Annotated in this window: 28 protein-coding genes; 15 read left to right on the top strand and 13 right to left on the bottom strand. The window is 67.1% G+C overall.

Annotated elements, in window-relative coordinates; translation table 11 throughout:
• The first annotated feature begins 94 nt into the window (after positions 1-94).
• Positions 95-580 (top strand): MarR family winged helix-turn-helix transcriptional regulator, encoded by a 486-nt coding sequence (locus AC1DVR_RS16650; RefSeq protein ID WP_478001724.1) that lies wholly within the window; start codon positions 95-97, stop codon positions 578-580.
• The gene (locus AC1DVR_RS16655) at positions 577-1,995 is read left to right on the top strand and encodes a chloride channel protein (RefSeq protein ID WP_478001725.1); all 1,419 of its coding nucleotides are present in this window, start codon (positions 577-579) and stop codon (positions 1,993-1,995) included. The genes AC1DVR_RS16650 and AC1DVR_RS16655 overlap by 4 nt, the downstream gene beginning before the upstream one ends.
• 27 nt (positions 1,996-2,022) lie before the next feature.
• Here AC1DVR_RS16655 and AC1DVR_RS16660 read toward each other — a convergent pair whose 3' ends face one another.
• The gene (locus AC1DVR_RS16660) at positions 2,023-2,871 is read right to left on the bottom strand and encodes a Crp/Fnr family transcriptional regulator (RefSeq protein ID WP_478001726.1); all 849 of its coding nucleotides are present in this window, start codon (positions 2,869-2,871) and stop codon (positions 2,023-2,025) included.
• Positions 2,872-3,034: 163 nt separating this feature from the next.
• On the opposite strand from AC1DVR_RS16660, the gene AC1DVR_RS16665 reads away from it, so the two are divergent.
• Positions 3,035-4,984 (top strand): hybrid sensor histidine kinase/response regulator, encoded by a 1,950-nt coding sequence (locus tag AC1DVR_RS16665; protein WP_478001727.1) that lies wholly within the window; start codon positions 3,035-3,037, stop codon positions 4,982-4,984.
• Here AC1DVR_RS16665 and AC1DVR_RS16670 read toward each other — a convergent pair.
• From AC1DVR_RS16670 to AC1DVR_RS16680, 3 genes are all read right to left on the bottom strand, one after another.
• Positions 4,959-5,672, bottom strand: coding sequence for a response regulator transcription factor (locus tag AC1DVR_RS16670; RefSeq protein WP_478001728.1), 714 nt, complete (start codon positions 5,670-5,672; stop codon positions 4,959-4,961). The genes AC1DVR_RS16665 and AC1DVR_RS16670 overlap by 26 nt on opposite strands.
• A 112-nt stretch (positions 5,673-5,784) precedes the next feature.
• Positions 5,785-6,435 (bottom strand): phosphoribosyltransferase, encoded by a 651-nt coding sequence (locus AC1DVR_RS16675; RefSeq protein ID WP_478001729.1) that lies wholly within the window; start codon positions 6,433-6,435, stop codon positions 5,785-5,787.
• Positions 6,436-6,442: 7 nt separating this feature from the next.
• Positions 6,443-6,658 (bottom strand): hypothetical protein, encoded by a 216-nt coding sequence (locus AC1DVR_RS16680; RefSeq protein ID WP_478001730.1) that lies wholly within the window; start codon positions 6,656-6,658, stop codon positions 6,443-6,445.
• Between the two features lie 233 nt (positions 6,659-6,891).
• Between AC1DVR_RS16680 and AC1DVR_RS16685 the strand changes: the two genes are divergently transcribed.
• From AC1DVR_RS16685 to AC1DVR_RS16720, 8 genes are all read left to right on the top strand, one after another.
• A complete protein-coding gene (locus tag AC1DVR_RS16685) occupies positions 6,892-8,088 on the top strand; it encodes a thiamine pyrophosphate-dependent dehydrogenase E1 component subunit alpha (protein ID WP_478001731.1) in 1,197 nt (398 codons plus the stop codon).
• A gap of 11 nt (positions 8,089-8,099) precedes the next feature.
• A complete protein-coding gene (locus AC1DVR_RS16690) occupies positions 8,100-9,068 on the top strand; it encodes an alpha-ketoacid dehydrogenase subunit beta (protein ID WP_478001732.1) in 969 nt (322 codons plus the stop codon).
• Positions 9,069-9,071: 3 nt separating this feature from the next.
• Positions 9,072-9,380, top strand: coding sequence for a type II toxin-antitoxin system MqsA family antitoxin (locus AC1DVR_RS16695; protein WP_478001733.1), 309 nt, complete (start codon positions 9,072-9,074; stop codon positions 9,378-9,380).
• Positions 9,377-9,946 carry a hypothetical protein gene (locus tag AC1DVR_RS16700; protein WP_478001734.1) on the top strand — a complete coding sequence of 190 codons (570 nt, stop codon included), beginning with the start codon at positions 9,377-9,379 and terminating at the stop codon, positions 9,944-9,946. Before AC1DVR_RS16695 ends, AC1DVR_RS16700 begins: the two co-directional genes overlap by 4 nt.
• A 30-nt stretch (positions 9,947-9,976) precedes the next feature.
• A complete protein-coding gene (locus tag AC1DVR_RS16705; RefSeq protein ID WP_478001735.1) occupies positions 9,977-10,525 on the top strand; it encodes a hypothetical protein in 549 nt (182 codons plus the stop codon).
• 8 nt (positions 10,526-10,533) lie between these two features.
• Positions 10,534-11,874 (top strand): MBOAT family O-acyltransferase, encoded by a 1,341-nt coding sequence (locus AC1DVR_RS16710; RefSeq protein ID WP_478001736.1) that lies wholly within the window; start codon positions 10,534-10,536, stop codon positions 11,872-11,874.
• Positions 11,861-12,823, top strand: a complete 963-nt coding sequence (locus AC1DVR_RS16715; RefSeq protein WP_478001737.1) for an SGNH/GDSL hydrolase family protein — start codon at positions 11,861-11,863, stop codon at positions 12,821-12,823. The genes AC1DVR_RS16710 and AC1DVR_RS16715 overlap by 14 nt, the downstream gene beginning before the upstream one ends.
• Before the next feature lie 112 nt (positions 12,824-12,935).
• On the top strand, positions 12,936-13,595 hold the full coding sequence (locus AC1DVR_RS16720; protein ID WP_478001738.1) for a nitroreductase family protein: 660 nt from the start codon (positions 12,936-12,938) through the stop codon (positions 13,593-13,595).
• Here the strand turns inward: AC1DVR_RS16720 and AC1DVR_RS16725 are convergent.
• From AC1DVR_RS16725 to AC1DVR_RS16745, 5 genes are all read right to left on the bottom strand, one after another.
• Positions 13,592-14,125 (bottom strand): host attachment protein, encoded by a 534-nt coding sequence (locus AC1DVR_RS16725; RefSeq protein ID WP_478001739.1) that lies wholly within the window; start codon positions 14,123-14,125, stop codon positions 13,592-13,594. The two genes, AC1DVR_RS16720 and AC1DVR_RS16725, sit on opposite strands and share 4 nt — an antisense overlap.
• A complete protein-coding gene (locus tag AC1DVR_RS16730; RefSeq protein ID WP_478001740.1) occupies positions 14,064-14,483 on the bottom strand; it encodes a CBS domain-containing protein in 420 nt (139 codons plus the stop codon). Before AC1DVR_RS16730 ends, AC1DVR_RS16725 begins: the two co-directional genes overlap by 62 nt.
• Before the next feature lie 353 nt (positions 14,484-14,836).
• Positions 14,837-15,193 carry an SPW repeat domain-containing protein gene (locus AC1DVR_RS16735; RefSeq protein WP_478001741.1) on the bottom strand — a complete coding sequence of 119 codons (357 nt, stop codon included), beginning with the start codon at positions 15,191-15,193 and terminating at the stop codon, positions 14,837-14,839.
• Between the two features lie 328 nt (positions 15,194-15,521).
• A complete protein-coding gene (locus tag AC1DVR_RS16740) occupies positions 15,522-15,863 on the bottom strand; it encodes a hypothetical protein (protein ID WP_478001742.1) in 342 nt (113 codons plus the stop codon).
• 2 nt (positions 15,864-15,865) lie between these two features.
• Entirely contained in the window at positions 15,866-16,291 is a 426-nt protein-coding gene (locus AC1DVR_RS16745) for a DUF2267 domain-containing protein (protein ID WP_478001743.1), read from the bottom strand.
• Between the two features lie 459 nt (positions 16,292-16,750).
• Here AC1DVR_RS16745 and AC1DVR_RS16750 point away from each other — a divergent pair, with 459 nt between their 5' ends.
• The gene (locus AC1DVR_RS16750; protein WP_478001744.1) at positions 16,751-17,107 is read left to right on the top strand and encodes a phasin family protein; all 357 of its coding nucleotides are present in this window, start codon (positions 16,751-16,753) and stop codon (positions 17,105-17,107) included.
• A 375-nt stretch (positions 17,108-17,482) separates the two neighbouring features.
• Here AC1DVR_RS16750 and AC1DVR_RS16755 read toward each other — a convergent pair whose 3' ends face one another.
• The 3 genes from AC1DVR_RS16755 to AC1DVR_RS16765 form a co-directional block, all read right to left on the bottom strand.
• The gene (locus AC1DVR_RS16755) at positions 17,483-17,617 is read right to left on the bottom strand and encodes a hypothetical protein (protein WP_478001745.1); all 135 of its coding nucleotides are present in this window, start codon (positions 17,615-17,617) and stop codon (positions 17,483-17,485) included.
• 15 nt (positions 17,618-17,632) lie between these two features.
• Positions 17,633-17,758: an Hsp20/alpha crystallin family protein gene (locus AC1DVR_RS16760; protein WP_478001746.1), complete on the bottom strand. Its 126-nt coding sequence runs from the start codon at positions 17,756-17,758 to the stop codon at positions 17,633-17,635.
• A 262-nt stretch (positions 17,759-18,020) separates the two neighbouring features.
• Positions 18,021-18,794, bottom strand: a complete 774-nt coding sequence (locus AC1DVR_RS16765) for a Crp/Fnr family transcriptional regulator (protein WP_478001747.1) — start codon at positions 18,792-18,794, stop codon at positions 18,021-18,023.
• Positions 18,795-19,391: 597 nt separating this feature from the next.
• On the opposite strand from AC1DVR_RS16765, the gene AC1DVR_RS16770 reads away from it, so the two are divergent.
• From AC1DVR_RS16770 to AC1DVR_RS16780, 3 genes are all read left to right on the top strand, one after another.
• The gene (locus AC1DVR_RS16770; RefSeq protein ID WP_478001748.1) at positions 19,392-20,075 is read left to right on the top strand and encodes a Crp/Fnr family transcriptional regulator; all 684 of its coding nucleotides are present in this window, start codon (positions 19,392-19,394) and stop codon (positions 20,073-20,075) included.
• A gap of 128 nt (positions 20,076-20,203) precedes the next feature.
• Positions 20,204-20,632: a hypothetical protein gene (locus AC1DVR_RS16775; protein ID WP_478001749.1), complete on the top strand. Its 429-nt coding sequence runs from the start codon at positions 20,204-20,206 to the stop codon at positions 20,630-20,632.
• 13 nt (positions 20,633-20,645) lie between these two features.
• Positions 20,646-21,929, top strand: a complete 1,284-nt coding sequence (locus AC1DVR_RS16780) for a class I SAM-dependent methyltransferase (RefSeq protein ID WP_478001750.1) — start codon at positions 20,646-20,648, stop codon at positions 21,927-21,929.
• 17 nt (positions 21,930-21,946) lie between these two features.
• On the opposite strand, the gene AC1DVR_RS16785 is transcribed toward AC1DVR_RS16780, so the two are convergent.
• Positions 21,947-23,473, bottom strand: a complete 1,527-nt coding sequence (locus AC1DVR_RS16785; protein WP_478001751.1) for a CHAD domain-containing protein — start codon at positions 23,471-23,473, stop codon at positions 21,947-21,949.
• Between the last annotated feature and the right edge of the window lie 92 nt (positions 23,474-23,565).

Consider the following 23,565-nt stretch of genomic DNA (forward strand, 5'->3'; position numbering starts at 1 on the left):
AGACCGCCACGAAGGCTCGACAAGGCACGGTGGGGCGGCTAAGGGGCAATTTATATGGGTTCCCATATTGATTCGCAGCGCCAAAGAGGCCCGCATGACGTCCGATGCCCAAACAATCATGGATGCGCTCAGGCGCATCGTGCAGGCCCTGCGCCAGTCCTCGGTGCAGAACCAGCAAAGCGCCAGGATCACCGGGGCGCAGGCGCTTGTCCTGAAACATGTCGCCGCGCGCGACGGTGTTTCGGTCAACGATCTGGCCGGGCTGACCTTCACCCATCAAAGCACCGTGTCCGAGGTGGTCAGCCGCCTGGAGGGCCGGGGGTTGCTGCGCCGGGTGCGCACGCCGGAGGATGGCCGGCGCTGCGCGCTGTATCTGACCGAGGCGGGCAGCGCCGTCGCGCGCAACACGGTCCTGACCGCCCAGGAGAAGTTGATGCAGGCACTGCGGGACCTGCCGCCACCCTTGGTGGCTCAGCTGGCGCAGGGGCTTGACGCCCTCATCCTCGCCGCCGGTCTGTCCGAGGAGACGCCGGTCATGTTCTTCGAACCAGACACCAGCCAGAAGGTCGATCCGAAATGAGCCGCCATCCCGTCGAAGAGGCCTCCACCACGCCCGGCCTGCCGATTTCCGTGGGTCTGGCCGCCACGCTTGAAGAGGCGGGGGTGGTGCGGCATGCCATGACCCTGGACCGCCGGGCGATGAAGATCGTCCTCCTCAGCGCCGGGATCGCGGTGGTGGTCGCCTGTGTCGCCCGGATGCTGGTCCTTCTGATCGGCCTGATCACCAACCTCGCCTTCTATGGCAGGATCTCGGCCGAGATGACGACGCCCTGGGCCAACCGGCTGGGGCTTTGGGTCATCGTCGTGCCGGTGGTCGGATCGCTGATCGTGGGGCTGATGGCGCGCTATGGGTCGAAGGCGATCCGGGGCCACGGCATCCCCGAGGCGATGGAGCAGGTCCTGACCAACGAAAGCCGCATCCCGCGGCGGATGACCTTCCTCAAACCCCTGTCCGCCGCCATCGCCATCGGCACCGGCGGGCCGTTCGGGGCCGAGGGGCCGATCATTGCGACCGGCGGGGCGCTGGGGTCATGGCTGGGTCAGGTCGTCCATGTCTCGGCGCTGGAGCGCAAGACCTTGCTGGCAGCGGGCGCCGCCGCGGGGATGACCGCGATCTTCGGCACGCCTTTCGCGGCCATCCTTCTGGCCATCGAGCTGCTGATGTTCGAGTTCCGGCCCCGCTCCTTCATCCCGGTGACCGCCGCCGTGCTGACGGCCATCGTCCTGCGGCCCTTCCTCTTCGGGGCGGACCCGCTGTTCCATGTCGGCACGATGGCCCCGGCAACGCAGACGGCGCTGATTGCCTATCTGGTCGAAGGGGCCGTGATGGGTCTGGTGGCGGTGGCCATGTCGCGCTCGATCTACCTGATCGAAGACGCGTTCGAGAAGCTGCCCCTGCACTGGATGTGGTGGCCTGCCATCGGCGGGCTGGTGGTCGGACTGGTCGGCTTCGTGGCGCCGCAGACCATGGGCGTCGGCTACGAGAACATCGACATGCTGCTGAACGGCCAGTTCGTCGGCACGACGCTTGCGGTGTTCTGCGTACTGAAGTTCGTCTCGTGGTCGGTCGCCTTGGGCAGCGGCACCTCGGGCGGCACGCTGGCGCCGATCTTCACGATCGGCGGCGGCATCGGCGTGCTGACGGGTCAGGCGATGCAGGCGGTGTTTCCCCATGCCGGCGTCGATCTGCGGATGGCGGGGCTGATCGGCATGGCCGCGAGTTTCGCCGGGGCGTCGCGGGCGCTGTTCACCTCTGTGGTTTTCGCGATGGAGATCACCGGGCAGTTCGATTGCCTCCTGCCCCTGATGGTCGGCTGCACGGCGGCCTTCGTCGTCTCGGCCCTGACCATGCGCAACACGATCATGACCGAAAAGCTGGTGCGCCGCGGCCATCATGTACCCTCGGAATATGTCGCGGTCAGCCACCGGACCTGAAAGCGGCCCTTCCCGCCGGCAACGCGCTCAGACGACCCGGCGCCCCTCGGCCACTGCGGTCAGGCGCGGCGGGGTGGGCTTTGCCGGCGGCAGGGGGCGTGGCCCGACAGGCCGCGCGCCCCATTCCCAGCCGTCCTGCAACAGCGTCTCCTGCAGGCGTTCGTCCTGCCCGCGCCCCAGCATCTTCAGCCGCGACCGGTCGCAAAGCTCCACAAGGTCAGACTCCGCCAACCGGATCGCCCCGCGTTCCTCCATCTGGTGCAGCGCGCGGCACAGGGTCTCGACCGTCATCTGCAGCAGCGAGGCGAGGTCGCGCCGGCTCAGCACGATGCGCAGCCGGATCGGCCCGGCCGTGGCCTCGGGCGGGATCTGCAGAAACAGCCAATGGGCCACCCGCTGCAGGGAATTGCGGCCGCGCAGGGCGACTTCGGCAAAGCGCTGCTCCCGCACCAGCCGCATCGTCGCTTCCAGATGGCAGCGATAGGCCGCCGGATAGGCGCGAATGGCAGCGGAGAGCGTCGCGGGCGGCAGCCAGCAAAGCTCGGCATCGGTGGCCGCCTGCCAGGAAAACGCAGATTCCGTGGCCTGGGGGTCGCCCACCATCTCTCCGGGGTGCAGAAGCTGGATCACATGCTCCTCGCCATCCTCGTCATTGCGCACGATCTTGATCAGCCCGTTCAGGATGATTCCGGTCCGGTCGACCGCCTCGCCCTGCCGCAGGATCGGATCCCCCGCGGCAAAGCGGCTTTGTCGGGACCTGCTGACGATCTGCGCGGAACCCTCGGCATCGAACCAGCTGCAAAAGCCGAGGTGACGCACCTGGCAGGTCTGGCAGCGGTCGCCCGCCGAGGTTCGGTGAATCTGGGTGATCGACATAGGCTTCCCCCCTTGAACAGAGACGCACGAAGGCCCGGCCTGACACCCCAACCGGGCAATTCGTGGTCTAACGATGCCAGAACTCTCCCCAAGACGGCAGACCGGAAATTGTGTAGAATTGTGCGCTACTGCGTGCGCTTGTAGTGAGTGGGAGGGACGCCGGATGGGCAGGGGCAGGTCGCGACCGAAAAGAAGCACCGCCCCGCTGGATGGGACGTTTTCGCTGTTCGTGTCGAATGCGCCGGTGGCCATGGCGATGTTCGACCGCGACATGCGCTACCTTGCCTGGTCGCAGGAATGGGCCCGCAGCTATGCGCTGGGGTCGCAGGATCTGTCCGGCCGCTCCCCCTACGAGGTCTTTCCCGGCGCGCCCGAACGCTGGCGCGAGGCCCACCGTCTGGCGCTGGCAGGCGAGGCGGTCGACTGCGAGGAGGACCCCTGCCGGCTGGACGACGGCCGCGATGTCTGTCTGCGCTGGCGCATACGCCCGGTCACCGACCATGGCGGCAGGGTCGTGGCCATAGCGATGTTCAGCGAGGACATCACCGCCCGCAAGTTGGTCGACTCCGAACTGCGCCGCGCCGCCGAACGCTTGCAGCAGATCACGACATCGCTGGGGATCGGCCTGTTCGAACATGACCTGGCAACTGCAAAATCCACGATTTCCGACAGTTATGTCGATCTCTTGCACATCGACCGCAGCCAGATCCCCGCGACGACCGACGGCTGGACTACGCTTTTGCGCCCGACCGACCTTGCAGGCTATATGGAAGCGCAGCGGCGCGCGCTCGACCCCCGGGGCGACGGACGCTTCGCCTGTGAGGTCCGCCCCCTGGTGGAGGGCGTCGAACGGGTGATGGAGGTGCAGGCCCGCGTTCTGTTCAGCGGCGAGGGGGCGGAGCGCAAACCCGCCCGGATGGTCGGGCTGATCGTGGACCAGACCGAAAGCCGCCGCCTGCAGGAAGCCTTGTCACGCGCGCAGCGGCTGGAGACGGTGGGACGGCTCGCCGGCATGGTGGCGCACGACTTCAACAACATCCTGACCGTCATCCTCGCCAATCTGGAGCTGGCCAACCTGCGCACGGTCGACGACGATCTGCAGCACCTTTTGCGCAACGCGGCCGACGCGGCCGAGATGGGCGCGGGGTTCAACAAGCGGCTTCTGGCGCTGGCGGGCGGTCATCAGGCCAAGGGCCAGCCCCTTTTGATCGACGACCATATCACCAAGGTCTGGGATGTGTTCCAGCGCGTGCTCAGCGACGAGATCGTGTTTCATTTCCACCCCGGGGCCAGCGGAGCGGTGGTGATCGCCGACCCGCCCGAGGTCGATGGCGCGATCCTGAACCTGGTGATGAACGCGCGCGACGCGCAACCTGGCGGCGGGCAGATCGACATCCGGACCGAGGTCCTGACGCTGGACGAGGCCGCGGCCCGGGCCAGCGGCGCCAAACGGCCCGGGCGCTATCTGCGGATCTCGGTCCGCGATTACGGGCCGGGCATGCCGAAAGAGGTGGCCGCCCGGGTGGGCGAGCCCTTCTTCACCACCAAGCCGGCCGAACGGGGCAGCGGGCTGGGCCTGACCAGCGTCACCATGACGACGGAACGGGCGGGCGGCTTCCTGAAAGTCTCCTCGATCCCCGGCGACGGGACCGATGTGTCGATCCACCTGCCCATCGCGGATGTGCCCATGCCGCACGCGGCGCAGGCGGACGAGGGATACCCCTTCGGCAATGGCGAACTGGTGCTGGTGGTCGAGGACGACCCCATGGTGCGCGATGCGACGATCCTTCGGCTGGAGGCGATCGGCTATTCCGTGATCGAGGCCGGCAATGCCGACGCCGCCCTGGCGCTGATCGACGCCGGGGAGCCGGTGGACCTGGTATTTTCCGACGTGGTGATGCCCGGCTCGCGGTCGGGCTACGATCTTATCCGCGAGCTGCGCGCGCGCCACCCGGGGATCGCACTCCTGCTGACCTCGGGCCATGTTTCGGCCACCCTGCATGACGAGGACGGCGGCGACGCCCCGGTGCCCCTCCTGTCCAAGCCCTATCCGCTGAAGGCGCTGGCCGAGGCGGTGGCCGAGGCGCTCAGGAAGGGTCGGGCGCCGGCTTGACCTCGGCCGCAAAGACATAGCCGACGCCCCGCACCGAGCGGATCAGCACCGGCGCCTCGCCCCGCGGTTCCACCTTGCGGCGCAAACGGGCGACATGGCCGTCGATCGAGCGGTCGAAGGGCGACCAGTCGCGCCCGTGCAGCGCCTGGGCGATCTCGTCCCGGCTGACAACGCGGCCGGGGTGGCGGGCCAGAAACTCGAACAGCCGCTGCTCGATGCCGGTCAGTTCGATGACAGAGCCATCGGGGTGGGTGACCGTGCCCTTGCGGCAGTCGAAGGCGCTGTGGTCGTAGACCAGCGGCCCGTCCTTTTCCAGCTGCGTCCGGTAGCGCTCCAGCGTGTTGCGGATGCGCAGGATCACCTCGCGGATGTGAAACGGCTTGACGATATAGTCGTCCGCGCCGTGTTCCAGCCCGCTCACACGGTCGATCGGCTGCCCCCGGCCGGTGATCATCAGGACCGGGATGTTCCAGCGCCCGCGCAACTCGCGCGCCAGCGCCAGGCCGTCGTCGTCGCCCAGCCCGAGGTCCAGCGTCACCAGATCGAAGCTTTCGCGTTCCAGCGCCGCGAACATCTGCGCCTTGTCGGCGGCTTCGGTGACCGACCAATCCTCGTTCTCCAGCCCGGCGCGGAGGACGGCGCGCACCGCCTCCTCATCGTCCACCACGAGAATGGAAATATCCTTCATGCCGACCCCGACCGATGAGCCTGCTGTTCATAGCACAAAGCACGTCCCGTCGCATCCGGGACATAACAGCGCGGGGCATCCGGGCCAGGCCAGCCCCGGGAGGGAGGGGAGGTCAAGGCCGGGTGCTGGGTGACAGGGTGGACAGAAGTTCGGCCACTTCGTCATCGCCGACCTGGGGGAAATGCTGGTATCCCGCACCCACGCTCGGGAAAGCCGCCGCGGGATGGGGGCAGATCACGGGCGTCACGGACCCCGGCAGACCGCGCAGCGCATGGCCCAGCGCCAGGGGCAAGGCCACGCCCACCTGCCATGCGCCCTGCCGGGTGGCGGCCGCGAGGGCGGCGCGCAGCGTGGTGCCGGTGGCCGCGCCGTCATCGACGATCAGCACCCGCCGCCCCGCCAAGCTCAGCCCCGGCGCCGCCCAAAGCTTGCGCCGGCGGGCGATCTCTTCGACCTCAGGCCGGGCCAGATCTTCGACCTCGTCCCGCGACAGGCCCAAGATGGCGCGCAGATCCTCGTTGACCGTCATCTCCTGCGGCCCCGGTCCGGTGACTGCCGCCAGCGCCAGTTCGGGGTCGCCCGGCACGCCGACCTTGCGCACGATCAACAGATCCAGCGTCGCCCCCAGATGCCGGGCCAGGGCCGCGGCGATGGGCACGCCGCCGCGCGGCAGGGCAAGGATCAGCCAGTCCTTCCCGATTTTAGCCGGCAAATGGCGGATCAAGACCTCCGCCGCCTCATCCCTGTCGCGGAACAATGCCATGATGCCCCTATGCCGCGCTGATCTGGATCGTGCGTTCCGCCGCCCTGGCCGGGCCCATCCCGGGCAGGGCGATGCTGATCCGGCAGCCGGCGGCGCTTTCGGTCAGGTCCATCGCCGGCAAAAGTGCGGTGGAGGCGCCGCGCATGGCAAAAGGAGGATCGGGCCAGAAGAGCGGTCCCGGGCGGGTGTCCTGCCGGACGGGAACGGAGTTTGGGTTGGGCATGATCGTCCTCACGGGCGCGGATGCTTCGCAACAGATTGATGCCCCCGCTGACCCTCTGCCACCGGGAGGAAGCTTTGCCATCCGGCCCGGACCAAGGCCCGGGCCGGATGGCCGCAAACTGAACAGATGCAGGCTAGCGGAGCAGCGTGCGGGCCGCGTTGACGGCGGACAATGCTGTGTTGGGCCGCTCGGGCAGAATGACCTTCGACTCGTCACGAGGAGGAGGATGAAGGATGTCTGCCGAGAACTCCAACCCTGCGGCGGGCGGACTGACCCGGCGCGGGTTCATGCAGGTGGCCGGCATCGCGGGTGCCGTGGCCAGCCTTTCCGCCACGGTGGCGCGGGCGGATGGCCAGATCGGCTATTATGCGATGGACCTGCCGGACGACAAGCTGAAGGGCATGCTGCGCACGATCCTGCGCATCCGCTGGCATGAACGCACCATGGCCGACAAGATGCTCAGCGACCCGACCTACCGCGCCTACAACCACTTCTACGTCGGGCAGGAGGCGGTCGCCACCGGCGTCTGCGCCGCCCTGCGCAACGAGGGGCCGTTTGACCAGCTCGACCTCGTCTACTCCACGCACCGCCCCTCGGGCCATGCGCTGGCCAAGGGCGTCGACATGAAACTGATGCAGGCCGAGATGGACTTTCGCGCCACCGGCCTCAATGGCGGTTATGCGGCCGAGATGCATATCTCCGACCCCTCGGTCGGCTTCATGGGGGCGGACGGGATGATCGGCCCCGGCCATGTGATCGCCACCGGATCGGCCTTTGCCTTCCGGGCGCGCGGATCGGATCAGGTCGCCGTGGTCTTCGGCGGCGACGGCACCTATGCGACGCCGCATTTCCATTCGGCCCTGAACAACGCGCGCCTTCTGGACCTGCCCTTCATCTATGTGCTGGAAAACAACCTCTATCACCAATACGCCCATTATTCCTATTCCAGCCCGCATACCGATATCGCCGACGCCGCCCGCGCCTATGGCATTCCCGCCCGGGTGGTGGATGGGCAGGACGTCTTCCAGGTCTTCAACGCCGCGAAAGAGGCGGTGGACCGCGCCCGCGCCGGCGGCGGCCCCAGTTTCATCGAGGCCAAGACCTACCGCTACTACAACCACTGGGGCGCCCCGGGGGCCGAGGTCGGCAAGCTCGGCGCCTTTGGCTATGACCCCCTGGCCATCACCTCCTTTCGCCCCGAACGCGAGGTCCGCGACTGGATGCAGCGCGACCCGGTCGACATCGCCCGCAAGACGCTGATCGACTGGGGCGTCCTGACCGCCGAGGCCGCAGACCAGCTGGAGGAAGAGGTCAAGGCCGAGGTCGCCGAAGCCTTCACATGGGCCGCCGCACAGCCGCTGTGCAAGCCCGAGGACGGGCTGAAACATGTCTTCGCAGAAGGCGAGGTTCTCCCTCGCCAGATCGCCTGAGGAGGATCGCCATGACCGTCAAGACCTGGATGTATGCCGTGCTGGAGGCCGTCGCGGCCGAGATGCGGGCCGATCCGAAGATGATCTGGATTTTCGAATTGACCCCGCCTGTCGCCTCGAACGCCGGGATGCCGGTGATCAACCTGGAGACCGAATTTGGCCGCAAGCGCGTGGTCAACACCGGGATCGATGAAAACTGGATGTGTTCGGCCGTGCTGGGCGCCGGCCTCGCCGGGTCTCGTGCGGCGACCTACATTCCCTATCAGGGCGCGGGCATGCCGTTTCAGCTGATCCAGAACCACGCGGGCAAGCTGCGCCACATGACCGGGGGCAAGGCTTCGATGCCGGTGGTTTTCGTGCTGGAGATGACCGGCCAGACCCCGGGTTTCGCCGGCCAGCATTCGGATTACGAGATCGACTCGGTCTACATGCATATCCCCGGCGTGCGCACCGTGATCCCCTCCACCCCCTATGACGCCAAGGGCCTGATGCACGCGGCCCTGCGCAGCCCCGATCCGGTGGTGTATCTCTACCCCGCGGGCCTGCGCATGCTGTCCGAAGAGGTACCGGACGAGCCCTATGTCATCCCACTCGACAAGGCCGCGGTGCGCCAGAAGGGCACCGATCTGACGTTGGTCGGCTCCGGCGGCGGGATGCCCGACGTGCTGGAGGCCGCCAAGCGCCTGGGCGAGGCCGGCATGTCGGTCGAGGTGATCGACCTGCGCGTGCTCAAGCAGATGGACACCGAGACGCTGGTCACTTCGGTGGCCAAGACCAAGCGGCTTTTGGCGGTGGACCAGAGCTACTACACCCTTGGCCCCGCCGCCGAAGTGGTGGCGCGCTGCGCCGAGAACGTGGAGGGCGCCCGCTTCCGCCGGCTGGCCTTCCCCGACGCGCCGCCCCCCGCCTCGCCCGAGATGTTCGGCTGGATGAAAGTCACCGCCGACCGCATCGTGAACGCCGCCAAGGCAATGGGGTAAGCCATGCACGGACAGACAAACACCCCCGAAACCGGCCCGGTCGACCTGATGCCCGGCGCTTTGCGCGTGAGTTGCGAGCGTTGCAACACGGGCATCCTGCACCCGGATCTGATCAGCACCGCCTTCTGGCAGGACGACGGTCTGGTCGTCGTGCGCAACATCCCCGCGCTGGTCTGCCCCGACTGCGGCGAGCAATATATCGACGACCGGACGGTGGTCCGCCTCGACCATCTGCGCGGCCGGGATTTCGCGGGGCTGCCCGCGATTGATGAGGTCATCGTCCCGATCCTCGATTTCGGCGGGACGGGATGAAGGGGGGATGCACCCAGACCGCCGCCGGCCTGATGGCCCTTCTGGCCGTGCTGGGCACAGTCGTGGTCGGCACGGCCTTGGCGGGCGGCACGGCGGCGCCGGGGGGCAGTTTCGCCTTCATGCCGGATGGCGGGCGCGGTCTGTTCCTGCGCGCCTTTCCCGACCCCGCTGCGCAGCGTGACGCCCTGACCCGGACCCGCAGCCCGCAGGACTGGCAGGCCGCGCTGGCCTCCTCCGGCCTGACCCCGCGCGAGGTTGCGACCCTTGCGGCCTACCTCTCCCACATCGCGCCGCGCCCGGCGGGGGAAGGCTCCGGCGAAAGCCCTGCCGCAAGCCTGCCCCCCGATGGCCACGATCTGGCGCTTGCCCAGTGCCAATCCTGCCATTCGCTTTTCTCGGGCTACCTCATGCAGCGGCGCGACCGGAGCGGCTGGCTCGTCGTCTTCGCCTCGCCCTTCCACAAGGTCATCCCGATGACCCAGGCCGAACGCGAGATCTTCGCCGATTACTCGGCGCTCAACATGCCGATGCGGATCGAGGACGTACCGCCCGAGATGCGGTTCTGACCCGTGATGGCGTTCTGAAAGGAGGCGGCGATGATAGCGGTGGCGAAGGTGCGAGGCCTGGCGGCTCTGGCGGTCCTGACCGCCGGCATGACCGGGGCAATGGCAGCCGGGACGGACTATTTCGCCTTCATTCCCGAGGGCGGGCGGACGATCCTGCAGGGCCTTCTCGCAGCCGACCCCGCGCTGGCGGCAAAACTCGCCGAAAAGCACGCGGCGCCCGACTGGCTGGCCGCCATCACCAAGGGCGATCTGCCGGGGGTGCAGATGCTGGACGAATGGCAGGCGCAGACGCTGGCCGATTATCTGGCCTATGCCGCCCCGGCCGACCCCGCCGCCCTGCCGCTCGATGGGCGCGACATGGCGCTGGCGCGTTGCCAATCCTGCCACATCATCACGGTGGTCGTGACCCAAGCCCGCGCCCGGGAGGCCTGGCTTGGCACCATGGCCAAGCCCAGCCATGTCGGCGTGCCCCTGACCCCGGCCGAGCGCGGCCAACTGGCCGATTATCTGGCGGTGAACGCCGGCATCCCCATCGACGCCATCCCGCCCGAGCTGCGGGCCGGAGGCGCCTCCTACTAGGGGCGCCCATGACTTACGCGGACCTCACCTTCTGGCTTTTCCTCGGCCTTGTCCTTCTGGGCCTTGGCGTGCTGCCGCAGAGGGCGCGGCCTTTGTGGCTGATCGCCGCCAGCCTGTGGTTCTATGCCGCCGCCGATCCGTCGCGGCTTTTGTGGCTGGGCGGCGTGGTGGTGGTGTCGCTTGCCGCCCTCGCCGGCCCCATCCTTTTGCGCAAGGCCACCATCGCTGCGCTGATCGCGCTGCTGGCCTGGGCCAAGTTCCCCGACGCCCTGGGCCTGCCGGACCCCCGCGCCCCGCCGGGGCTTTCCTTCTACAGCTTCACCGCCATCGCCCTTTTGGCCGAAAGCCTGCGCCGGAACGAGAGCTGGGCCCTGCGCGACGCCGTCCTCCATCTCGTCTGGTTCCCCAAACTCCTCGCCGGCCCGATCGAGCGGCCGCAGACCCTGATCCCGCAGATCCCGACCCTGACGTTTGCCCCCACGCTGGCTACCCGGGGCTTCGCCTTCCTGCTGTCCGGCCTCGTCAAGAAATTCGTCATCGCCGACAGCCTCGCCCCCACCGTGCAGGCGGCCTTCGCCATCCCCGCCCATGCTGCCCCGGTGGATCTGCTGATCGGGGCCTATTTCTTTGCCTTCCAGATCTATTGCGACTTCTCGGGCTATGCCGATCTGGCCATCGGCCTGTCCGCCCTCGTCGGCCTGCGCCTGTCGCGGAACTTCGACCGACCCTATCTGGCGTCCACCGGGACCGAGTTCTGGTCTGCCCGCTGGCACATCACCCTGGGCCAGTGGTTCCGCGATTTCGTCTATATCCCGCTGGGCGGCAGTCGCAGGGGGCGGGCGCGGCAGGTTCTGAACCTGATGGCCGTGTTCCTGTTGTCGGGGCTTTGGCATGCCGGGCTGGGCTATGGCCTGGGCTGGGGCTTCGTGGTCTGGGGCCTGTTGAACGGGGTGATGGTCGCGGGCGAGACCTTCCTGCCCCGGCCCGAGCGCCCGCTTCCCCGGCTGCTGCGGGGGCTTTTGACCTTCCATCTGATCCTGATCACCTGGGTCTTCTTCCGCGCCGCGACCCTTCCTGACGCGCTGACCATCCTGTCGCGCCTCGCCGCAAACCTGACCTCCCTTCCCGGGCTGGTCGCGGGCTACCCCTTCTCAGCCGACCACAAGACCGGCGTTCTTCTCATCGCGGCGCTTCTTCTGATCGAGATTGTCAGCGGCACCCGTCCCGCGGCCGAGCGTCTGGCGGCGGCCCCACTCGCGCTGCGCTGGTCGGGGTTCTACGCGGCGCTGGCGCTTTTGCTGCTGATGGGCCGCTGGCAAGACACGGGGTTCATCTATGCCGGGTTCTGAGGAGATCTGGCGCCCGCGCCGCATCGCGGCCTTCCTGGCCCTTGGCCTTGTGCTTTATGCCGGGCTTTTCCTGTGGTCCGACGCGATCCTGCGCCGGCACGGCCAGCAGAATCCTTTCCTGCGCATCGCCGGCGCGCCCGAACAGGTGGACTGGATCATCCTCGGCGCCTCGCACGCGCTGCCCCTGGGGTTTGGCGACATGCCCGCAGTGCTGCGCGAGAGGACAGGGCAGAGCAGTCTGACGCTGGCCGTCACCGGCGGCGGGCCCGTCCTGATGCGGCTGATCGGCGAGCGCTGGTTCGCCGACCACCGTGCGACCGGCGTGCTGATCGTCCTCGACGCCTTCGGCTTTGCCGACCGCCGCTGGAACGAGGCCCGGCTGGCCGATAGCGACATCCTGCCGAAGATTCCGGCCGACCGCCTGACGGCAACCATCCTGGCCCGCGCCGTCGGGCGCGGACTGAATTGGCAGACCTGCCTCGCCCAGGTTACGGGCTTTGCCCGGATCAACGACCGCACCCGCTTTGCCCCCGACCTCTGGGAGGCCGAGGCCAAGTTCGACACCGCCCCGCGCCCCAATGCCGCCGCCACCAAGGCCCGCATCGCCTTTCTGTATCCCGCCGCACCCGATCCGCAGGCCATTGATCGCGGCTTCGCCGATCTGGAGGCCCTGATCGTGCTGGCCCGGTCCCATGGCGCCCGCGTGGTCATCGTCCGCCCGCCCCTGCCCGATGCCTTCCGCACGGCGCTGCCCGAGCTTCCGGGGTTCGAAGAGCGCCTTGCCGACCTCTCGCAGCGGCTTGGCCTTCCCGTGGCGGACTTTGCCGCGGCCTTGCCGTCGGCCCGCAACTACTTTGACAGCGATCACCTGAACCGGACCGGCGTGCTGGCCTGGCTTGACCTGGGGCTTGCCGGCCTTTTGACGGGCCGGGATGACGGCGGTCAATGACGCAAAGCCGGCGCGCGCCCAGCCTTTCACCAGGATTTAATTGGTCTTTCACCGGACCTTCGCTGGCCTTTCGCCCGCCCTGACAGCCGGGCCTTCAAACTGGAGTTCCGCCATGCCCGCTTCCCCGCATCGCTTCTCGCGCCGCAAGTTTCTGGCCGCTGCAAGTTCGGCCCCCGCGCTTCTGGGTCCCGCCCTTCTAGGTCCGGCCATTCCCGCCCGGGCCGACACGCCGGCCGAACTTGTCGTCACCGAGGCGCTGCGCAGCCGCCGATCGACCCGCGCCTTTGCCACCCGCGCCATCGACCCCGCCCTGATGGCGCAGGTCCTCTGGGCGGCCTTTGGCGTCAACCGGCCGGACAGCGGGCTGCACACCGCGCCCTCCTGGCACGGCTCCGCCGATGTCAGCGTTCATGTGGCAACCGCCGAGGGGGTCATGTCCTATGATCCGGCCTCTAACAGCGCGAGCTCTGCCAAGGCCGAGGATATCCGCAAAGTCCTGTCGCCCGAACCCTTCGTCGCCACCGCCCCGGCCTGCCTGATCTTCGTCTCGGACCTCGACAAGCTTGAAGCCGCGAAGACCGAGGAAGACAAGCGGTTCTGGGCCACGGTCGACGCGGCGATGGCCGCCGAGAACGTCTACCTCTTTGCGGCGGCGCATGGGCTTGGCACCTGTCTGATAGGCGGGCTCGACCGCGCGGCGATCGGCCACACGCTTGGCCTCGCCCCCCGGCTTTACCCCACCTTCGTGCAGCCGATCGGCTGGCCGGCCTAATCGCCGTTGCCGATCTGGCGCAGGCTGTCGATCAGCTCGTGCGTCGGCAGGCGCACGAGGTTCTTGGGCACTTCGGCGCGGACCGCCGATTTCAGCGGCTCGGCCAGAACGTCGCGCCACAGGCCCAGCGTCTCGGGCGGCGAGACGACAACCAGTTCGTCAAACGCCTTCGCCTCGCATTCGGCGAGGAGAAAGGCCCGCACCTCCTGCAGAAAGCGCAGCGTGTCCTCGCGCACCGGGTCCGTGCCCGGCTCGACCCCCGACCGCCGCCCCGGGGAGGCGGGCGAAAAGCTCCGCGTCGGCCGGTCCTCCAGATGGTCGCGCAGCCGGTGGTGGCCCGAGTGCAACGACAATTCGGCCACCGAATTCTCATGCGGGGCCGGCAGACCGCGCAGGATGCGGGCCCGATTGGAATTCATCACCAGATACCAGATGCGTTCGCCATGCATCGCGATGCTCCCCTTCGGATCACCGATGATGGCCAGCGACGGCGCGCGCGAGTTCGCCTGCCAGCTGCAGCCCGGTGCCATGCGCCACGTCGCCAAGGCTGAGCATGCCCACCAGGCGCTTCTTGTCGTTCAGGACCGGCAGGCGGCGGATCTTCTTCTGGTCCATCAGGTGGATCGCATCCTCGACCGTCTCCTCGGTGTTGCAGAAGATGATGCCCGGCGACATCACCTCTTCGGCGCGGGTGGTCTGCGGATCGCGCTTCTCGGCGATCACGCGCAGCGCCAGATCGCGGTCGGTGATCATCCCGATCAGGCGGTCATTGCGTCCGACCGGAATGGCCCCGATATCCGCCTTGGCCATCCGCGCTGCGACCTCGCTGACAAGCGTCTCGGCCCCGACCCATTCGGCAGGGGAATGCATTACCTCGTTCACCTTCATGGCGCCCTCCTTGGCTGAATGTGCGGCAAGGATGCCGCAGGGGCGGCCGGGCGGCATTGACCACTGTCATTTTCCGCCCCGGCCGCCGTTGACGCGCGTCAATGCCCGGCAAGGGGGAATCGCCGACGATCAAAGGATCGACAGGCGAAGCCGCAGCCGGAAGGGCCCGGGGTCGCGTCGCAAGACAAGTCTTGTCGTGAGCGGCTGCCCGCCCGTGTCGCCCTTCGGAGCCACCTGCCATTGTCACCTGCCATTGAGGGGTTGCCCATCCGCCTTGATGAGTGCTGTCGGCACAGGATTGCGGCGGCAGGCGAAAGGGGCGGCCCCAGCCGCCCCTCGCCCCATCGGTGGCCTCAGCCCCGCGTCGACCCGCCCGTCCACAAGACCGTGGCCCCGGCAAGCAAGGCGACGATCAGCCCCGCAATCAGGGCCGTGGTCAGATAGGTGGTCACCTCGCTGTAGCCCAGCACCCAGGGCGAAATCGCCAGCCAGACCCCGAGCAGCAAGAGCACCCATTCCTCCCATTGCTGATAGGCGTAGATCGCCGAGCCCGCGACCACCAGGACCGCAAGCCCGACCAGCACGAAGTTCCAGTTCGCCGCGGCAACCGAGACGCCCTCCGGCGGCGTGGCCTTGGTGACAAAGACCACCGTCACCAAGCCCAGGCCGATGAGAAAGGCGACGGCATCCTTCCAATGCGTCATTTCCATGATTGAACATTCCCTTCCAACCGACGGCACGTCACCGCCACGCAGAGTTTATGGCGATCCGGCGCGCCTTGCATTGTCGGCCAGCAATGAAGGGCCGCACGCCTAACCCTCGGACCGGCGCTACAGGCGTTGCCGCGCTCTCGCCGACGCGACGCAAGACGCAAGACCCGCGCCGCGCCATCCCGGTCGCGCTGGCGTCGCCGATGTCGGAGTTGTGGGCCCTAGACCATGGCCACGGCCGTCGGACCATGATGCATCATCACGGTCGGCGGCCTCGCGAGCCTATGCCCGTCACGCAGGTTCCACGAGGCGTGCGAGCCGTGCTGCTTCACCCGGTAGTAACTTTCGGCATTGGCAACACGGCAAGCGTTCTGCCGGACGTCGCGCAGACGCTCGCCGTCCTTGCCGACCCCCTCCAGACGGCGACCAGAGCCCGGGTGACATCCTGCGCGCAGGCGCAGGTCGAGGTGAAGAGGCCGGGGCGCGGCTGGCGAAATACCCCACACTGACCGGTTCTCTTCAGCTTGAAGGCAAGATCAACGGTCAGGAAGACAAAGGCCATAGGCGTCTCGACGACCCGAACGACGCCCGGCATTTCAGTCAGGAAAGCCACCTCGTCGCCCAGCGCAACCGTCTCCCGGCTACCCGTCGCAGCCATCGTCACAGCCATCGTCACAGCCACAGATCACGCAGGGGTTTGCGCATGGCCCAGGCGACCTGGTGATACTCTCCCTGGCTGATCTGCCGGCGCAGCAGCGAAAACACCGCCGCCACCGCGCGATCAGGCGCCACCGGCGGGTCATCCTTGAAGCCCTTCATCACACGGGCCAGAAAGTCATCGACCGTGCGCAGTCTGGCGGGTGTCTTCGCCGGAACCCAGCCGTCGAAAAAGATGCCGCGGATCAGGAGCGGCAGCTGCGCGGCAAGGTCCGCCGCCTCGTCCACGGTCAGGAAATCGCGGACGGCATGGAGGGTCTCGCGCAGCAGAAAGTAGGCTCTGGAACGGTCGGGCCAGCCAAGATCCTCCTGCAGCAGGTTCAGCCATTCGGCCACGACCTGTGGCGCGTGATCGATTGTCGTGATCCCGGTCGTCTTCATCTCGCGGCCCTCTCGGTTATCGCGCCGGCAAGTGGCGCAGGATCGGTCGCGCCGGCTGCCCTGAAAGGAGCAGCGGCACCACCTCTTGCATTCTTTCCCGCGTCGGCTGGCGGATCATTAACAGCCGTCAATGATCCGCCGCCCCGAATCCGTGATTTTGCCCATCATGCAGATATCCGACCTTACCCCGCATCCTTCGCGTCGCAGGCACTTGGCGCCCGCGACAAGGCTCCCCCATGCCATACCGAGGGCGAAAACCGTCCGGAAAGGGCCGCGCCGGGTGCGCGCGCGAGCCCGCGGTCGAGCAAGCGATCCGTCCGCCCCGTGATTCCCCCGTCCGAGCCGCCGGGCCACCCCGCTCGGGACCAGTTCTGCTGCCGTGACGTCCGGCTCCGGCACGGCGCAGCCCCAAGGACCAGGCAAGCCTGCCGGTCGCAACACCAAAAGGAGAAAGACCCGATGACCGCGAAAAAGCCCGAACCCGCACCCTCGACCAGCCCCCGGCCCTCCGGATTGTCCTGGATCAGCCATCCGCTTGCGGTTGGCACGGTGGCCGCCCGGACCTGGACGGAGATGGGCGCCGAAGCGGTCCGCTTCGCCCGCGACCGGCTGCAACAGGATATCAAGACCCAGCACGAGATGCTGGGCTGCACCAGCCTGGAGGAGTTGCGCAAGATCCACGCCGCCTTCCTGACCGCCGCGCGGGACCAATATGCCGCCGAAACCAACAATGTGCTGGGCCTGATGGGTCAGGCGGCGGCGGAGGTGCTGTCCGCCTCGGCGGCGGCGCGGCGCTATGACGACGTGCCCTTGTGACGGGCGATGGCCTTGGGGACCAGGATCCCGGCCATTGCGCGGTGTCAATGCGGCAGGGCGGGCCGGGCGCTTGGATGAGGCATCCCGCCGACGCATTGACCGTGTGGCTGTGGCTGTCGCCCGGAGGGATATCCCTCCCCGGCGCGAAGACACGGCAGCGGTCAAGAACTTGGAGGGCTGCGTTGGTGAAGGTTCTGTCCCTGTCCCCCCATAGTGCGCCTTCACCAACGCTCTCCCTTCCGGGGGCTTCGCGCGCAGGGCTGCGGCGCTGATCTGCCGACAAGAGTGATCCGCGCCAGCCCGAAAGGCGCGCGGCGGCAAATGAGGATCTGAGGCAGTCCCGCGGTGCCCGGCCTGCGCCGGGCGCTTTCGACGTCAGGTTGCGGTGACCTCGACCTTGCGTTCCGTTTCCCTCACCTCGGCCGTCCTGGGCATGTGCACCAAAAGCACGCCGTTTCCGAACCAAGCCGAGATCGCCGGCGCATCAACGACATGCAGCGGGCGGAACATGGGCTGGAACGCGCCTTAGTCGCGCTCGCGCAGATGGAAATCGTCCGCCTCTTCCGCGCGCTCCGTGACCTTCTCGCCCTTGACTGCCAGCAGACCGTCGCTCAGCCCGACCTCGAAGTTCGCAGGGTCAAGGCCAGACAATTCGGCCTGCACCTCTTATGCGTTGCCCCGCACCAGAAGATCCGTCGCAGGAGGGGCCGCCCAAGCATCGGTCCAGAGCCGCGAGGCGGCTGATCAGCGGAATGTTCCGATCCGGCAGCGCGACAACATCGAAGAGCCGAGCGATTTCCCGGCGTAGTGCCGACCGGGGCGCAGGTCTGGCGGGGAGAGCTGTGTCACTGGTGACGCGCAGCACGGGTCATCGCGCGCCCGGCGGATCGCCATTCTTGCGCCGCGCGGGCCTTCATTGCCGCATCGCAACACCCGCCGCCGCCGGAAAGCGGGCCGCCGGCAGCCGGGCCGGGCGGGCTGGCGCGGCCCGCTCTGGCGCAAGCCCGGGCCTGTGTGCCGGGCTTATCTGGTCCGGCATCCGCGGCTTGGTCATCTGCGGCGGCAGCGCGCCGGGCATCCGGTCAAAGCTGCGCTCCAGACAGCCGAGCCTGACCAGCGACATCAGGTCGGCGATCCGGAAATGGCGCGGGCTGATGATCTCGATCACACCCTCCGCCTCCAGCCGCCGGCTGATCCGGCTGATGGTCTCAACCGAGGTGCCCAAGAGATCCGCAATGTCGGCGCGCGGCAGATCGACCGTCAGGATCAGGCTGCTGTCGGCCTGCGGCTGGCAGGGCATGCAGGTGGTGGCCGAGGCGAGGAACGCCGTCAGCCGCTCTGCCGCGGTCAACCCGCCAAGCGACCCGGTGAGCCGGCGCAACTCCTCAAGCTTGGCCGCCTGCTGGTCATATACGGCACGCTGCAGGCCGCGGTCCTGCTCGATCAGCCGTTGAAAGACATGGCGGTCCACCCGGCAAAAGCTGGCATCCGTCGCGGCCGCGATGCTGTGGTCGCGCGGGGCGCGGGCCAATCCGCCGATCACGTCACCCAGACGGAACAGGCCGACGATCTGGCGCCTGCCCTGAATCCCATAGCGCTGCATGCGCAGACAGCCGGACATCACGATGCCGACAAAGCGCGGAGGATCCTCGCCGTCCCAGATGATCTGGTTCGCCTTGTACTGCAAAATCGCCGTCTGACTGGCCAGAATGGCCCGAGTGCGGGGCGCGATCCTTGAACAGATCCCCTCTCGGGCAATGATACAATTGCTGCACTTTGAGGGGGAGGTGACAGTCATGGCAATGCTCCTTTCCCGATGGTCAGAAAACAAAAAGCAATTCGCGCAGGCTTTGAATAACATGCGGCTGCGGCCGGATCTGTCTTTCCGTCCGGTTTGGCGTTGATATCCCGTTCAATTGAATTGAGGGAGCCGTGCGGATGGCGGGTCGGCTTTGCAGCCCCGTGGCAATAAGAGTGTCAGTGCCCTGTGCCGCTGGCATTCGCCTGCATGGCACTCCTGCCCCACCCTCAATTCCCCCCTGGGATGCCTGACGATAACCCTTCACGGGGTCTGGCGGAAACCGGATTGGCCGTCATTGACAGCAGTCAATGCGGGGCGACCTGCCTTCCGCAACAGTTCCCGGGCGCAGCGGAATTGGCGCCGCGCCGGCAATCTTGGCCCAACGCTTTCAACACAGCTTTCCCGCAGGGAGGGCCCCATGAGTTTTTCATTCGCAGCCCGCCTCAGACCGGAAATCCCTTTCAACGGCCAGAACAGATGACCATGCTTTTCAAGATGTTTGCCGATAATGACCACGATCCGGGCGGCAACGCCCGGGTCGAGGCCGTTTCGGCGGGTCAGATCATCTGCCGCGAGGGCCAGTTTCCCGAAAGGATCGGTCTGGTGCTGGACGGTGTATTGGCGATGAGCCAGTCGCTGCCCGCTGGCCGAAGCAACATCCTTGGCCTTCTGGAGGCCGGCGACATCTACGGCCGCAGTGTCGACACCAGCGCCGCCTGTCAGATCAGGGCTTTGACGCCGGGGCGGATTTGCCAGATCGACCGGATGACCTTTGAACGCATTCGCAGGCAGAACCCGGATGTTGACCGCCTGCTTCTGGCCAATCTTCTTGACGAGATCGACACGGCCCGCGAATGGATCCTGCTTCTGGGCTGCCATCGCGTGGCCGAACGCGTCGCCTCCTATCTGCTGATCCTGTGCCGCCGCAGGATGCGGGGCTTGACCGGGGCAAGGGCTGCCAATCACAGCCCGATCCGTTTGACGTTGGCCATCAGGCGGTCGGATCTGGCGCTTTGCCTTGGCGCGCGGGTCGAATCCCTCAGCCGGGCGTTCCACGAACTGGAAACCCGGCGCGCGATCCGGATCATTGGCGCCTATGAATTTGAAATCATGGATTTGAACAAGCTGATCGAAATCGCGGATCACGACCTTTTCAACACCCCCTGACCGGAGGCCCCTCTGCCCGCATTGATGGCTGTCAAATCCGTCTCGCCCCGAATTGACCATATTGATGGCCTGCCGCGCCGTGATTCGACGGTGTGGCCCGGCGATGCAACGCAAGGAGTGGTCGGTCGATGCGAAATCCGCAAAGCGCGCAGGTGGCCCCGTTGCAGGATCAGGTCCGCAAGACGCGGGAGGAGCCATTTCTGGCGGCCTGCACCACGCCGGTTTCAGAGGCGCAGATCCTGATGCTGGATCAGGTGGAGACCCTCTCTCTGCGCTGGGTGATGCGAAGGCGTCGTGGCGTGCAGGCCACCTGCGCAATTGTCAGGCATTGGGCGGCGAACAACCCGCTCGATCCCTTCGGTGCGACGCGCAACATGGTGGATCTGGCCGCCGGAAGTATCGACCGATTTGCCGAGGACGTGAGCGAGACCTCGCAGCTTTGGCTGCAATGCTGGGCCGATCTGACAAAAGTCATGACCGTGGCAAGCCTGATTGGCGCCGGAAGGGCGGAAGCGGTGATCCCGATCAAAGCGGCCAATCACAGCACCCCGCTCTGACACGTCCCGAACCATGCCCAAGTGGGGTATGGTGGATTCCTTCGTCGATCCGGAAAGGCACAACGTCATGTGGCAGATCCTGTTCAGACGGATGGTGGGCAAGCTGGTGAAGACCGGCACGCTGACCGTCCATTTCCCCGATCATTCGGTTGCGACCTTCGGCACCGGCGCCCTGCCGCGCGTCACCGTGCGCATCTTGACTGAACCGGCCTTACGGCGGCTGGTGGCGAACCCCGACCTCGCGTTGGGAGAAGGCTACATGGATGGCGATCTGGTGATCGACGGCGACGATCTGCATGGCTTGATGCAGGTGGTGATGATCAACCTCGCACCCGAACGCCGGCTGTGGTGGCACCGGCTGGCCGATTTCGGGCGCTTCGCCCTGCGTGGTCTGGCGCAGGCCAACGACCACGCCCGGTCGCGGCGCAATGTGGAGGAGCATTACGACCTGTCGGGCGCGCTCTACGATCTGTTTCTGGACCAGGACCGCCAGTATTCCTGCGCCTATTTCCGCTCGGACCAGGACACGCTGGAACAGGCGCAGGCGCAGAAGAAGGCGCATATCGCAGCCAAGCTGCTGCTCCGGCCCGGGATGCGGGTGCTGGATATCGGCTGCGGCTGGGGCGGGCTCGCGATCACGCTGGCACGTGATTACGGGGTGCATGTGACCGGCATCACCCTGTCGACCGAGCAGCGCGCGGTCGCAAACCAGCGTGTCCGCGCGGCGGGGCTGGAGCGCCAGATCGACATTCGCCTGATGGATTACCGGCAGGTGACGGGCAGCTTTGACCGGATCGTGTCGGTCGGCATGTTCGAACATGTCGGCCTGCCGAACTACCGCGCCTATTTTGGCGGCCTCGCCCGGCTGCTGGCGCCCGAGGGGGTGGCATTGATTCACACCATCGGCCGGATCGCGCCGCCGAGTTCGACCAACCCCTTCATCGCCAAGCATATCTTTCCCGGCGGCTATGTCCCCGCCATGTCCGAGGTACTGACAGCCATTGAACAGGAGGCGCTGTGGGTCGCCGATGTGGAATGCCTGCGCCTGCATTATGCCCATACCCTGCGCGCCTGGCTGACCCGATTTGACGCCAACCGCGACCGGGTCCTCAAGCTTTACGATGCGCGCTTTGTCCGGATGTGGCGCTACTATCTGATCGCGAGCGAGCAGTGCTTCCGCTACGACCGTCAGGCGGTGTTTCAGTTCCAGCTGTCCAGAGCGGTCGATGCCGTGCCGATCACCCGGGATTACCTTTACACCGACACGGCCGCATCGGCACTAAAGGCTGCCGAATAGCGGGGTCGACGGGCCTGTCAGCTCTCGCTTTTGCGGCTTTGCACAAGGCTGCGGAACCGCTCCCGCGTCGCCGTGCTGCTGAACCGGGCGAAGCTTTTGAGAACGGCGGGCCTCTCTTCAAGCTGCTTGCGATGAAGCACTTCGCTGAGCGCGGTCGCGCTTTGCGCGGCGGCCCGGCTGGCGCTGTCGGTCGCACCGGCCTGGCCTTGCAGAAAGGCCCGAAGCCTGGCCCGCTGGACCGCATGGTCGTTCTGCGCGCCAAGACCATCCTGCAGGTTTTTCAGGGCTTTGAGCAGCGGCTCGAAATCCTTGGCGGGAAGGCAGGCCCGGAAGAACTCCATCAGGTAACGCAGCTTCTTGCAGTGGATGCGCAGCAGATGCAGAGCAGTGTCCCGGCTTTCAAGGTCGATCTGCCCGGCCATGCCGCGCACCTTGCAGTAGCGCTTCCAGATCAGGCGGCGCGCGAAGGTCTGGGCCAAGCGATCGGCGTTCGGGCCGGGAGCCAGACCACCGCGCCGATCGAACCGGCTGGCAAGATCGGCGATCTGCCGATGATAGGCGGGGCTTGCCAGATGCCGCGCGAAGGCGGCTTGTTCCTGGCGGCGCTCCTCGGCGAAACGCGCAAAGATCAGGTCCAGCCCCGAGTGCAGCGCCTTCGGCAAAAGGTCCTGCAGGGGCCGCCTTTCCTGCAACTGGACATCAAGGTCCCGCAGCGGCCCGGTCGGCTCCATCAGGGCGGCGAACCCCGCCTTGAGGGCGCTGGTCTGATCCGCGCCATAGACCTCCTTGAACAGGCAAAGCACCAGCCGGATCTTACGCAGGCCGATGCGGTAGTCGTGCAGGAACTCGGCATCCCGGTCGGCGAGGATGCCCGCTTCCTGCGCGCGCAGATGGGCAATCTGGCCCGCGATAAGGTCGGTGGCGGCGTCAAAGGCGCTGACACCCGGGCCGATGGCGGCTTGCGGCGCGGGTTGGGCGCCAAGCGCCGCGGCGGAAAGCTCGGTGTAAAGCCTGCTTTGCCTGACTGCCTTGGCGTCATGGGCCATGAGGTACTTGCGCAATCGGGCGAACGGCTTGGCATCGCCCAGGGCCGCCACCAGCATGGCCATCGCGGGCCGGTCTCCGGCGCCGCACAGAACGCGCAGATCGGCGCGACAACGGGCCTTGCCCTTGGCGTTCAGCAAGACGAGCGTGCCACGGCGCATAAGGCCGGATCCGACGGGCCGCAGGCTGCTGCCGGGGGGCAGATCCTGCAGGGCCTGCCTGACCGCCCCGTCAACGAGGTCTGCCACCAGATCTCCGCCGCGCGTTGCGGGCTGGACGACCCTTTCGGCCTCCGGCCCCAGAAGCTCCAGCGCCCCACCGGCGTCGACAAGCACCCGACCCGAGCGGCGCAGGATTTGGTCGGGGGTGTCCAGAACCGCGAAGGGCACCCGATCGTCGTCAAGCACCAGCGTCGTGCTGTATTTGCCGACCGGCCCTTGCGCCAGATCGCCCAAACCCTTGTGCAAGACATGGATCGCGTTCTGTCCGGCTTTCGTCATCGCGCGTCTTTCCTGCCAACAACGATTGCCCTTGGCATAAGCGCCAAGCCCCCCGATCCGCTGCGGAACGGGATCGCCAAGCCATCCTGATA

The organism is Rhodobacter sp. P2_H5 (assembly GCF_056403335.1).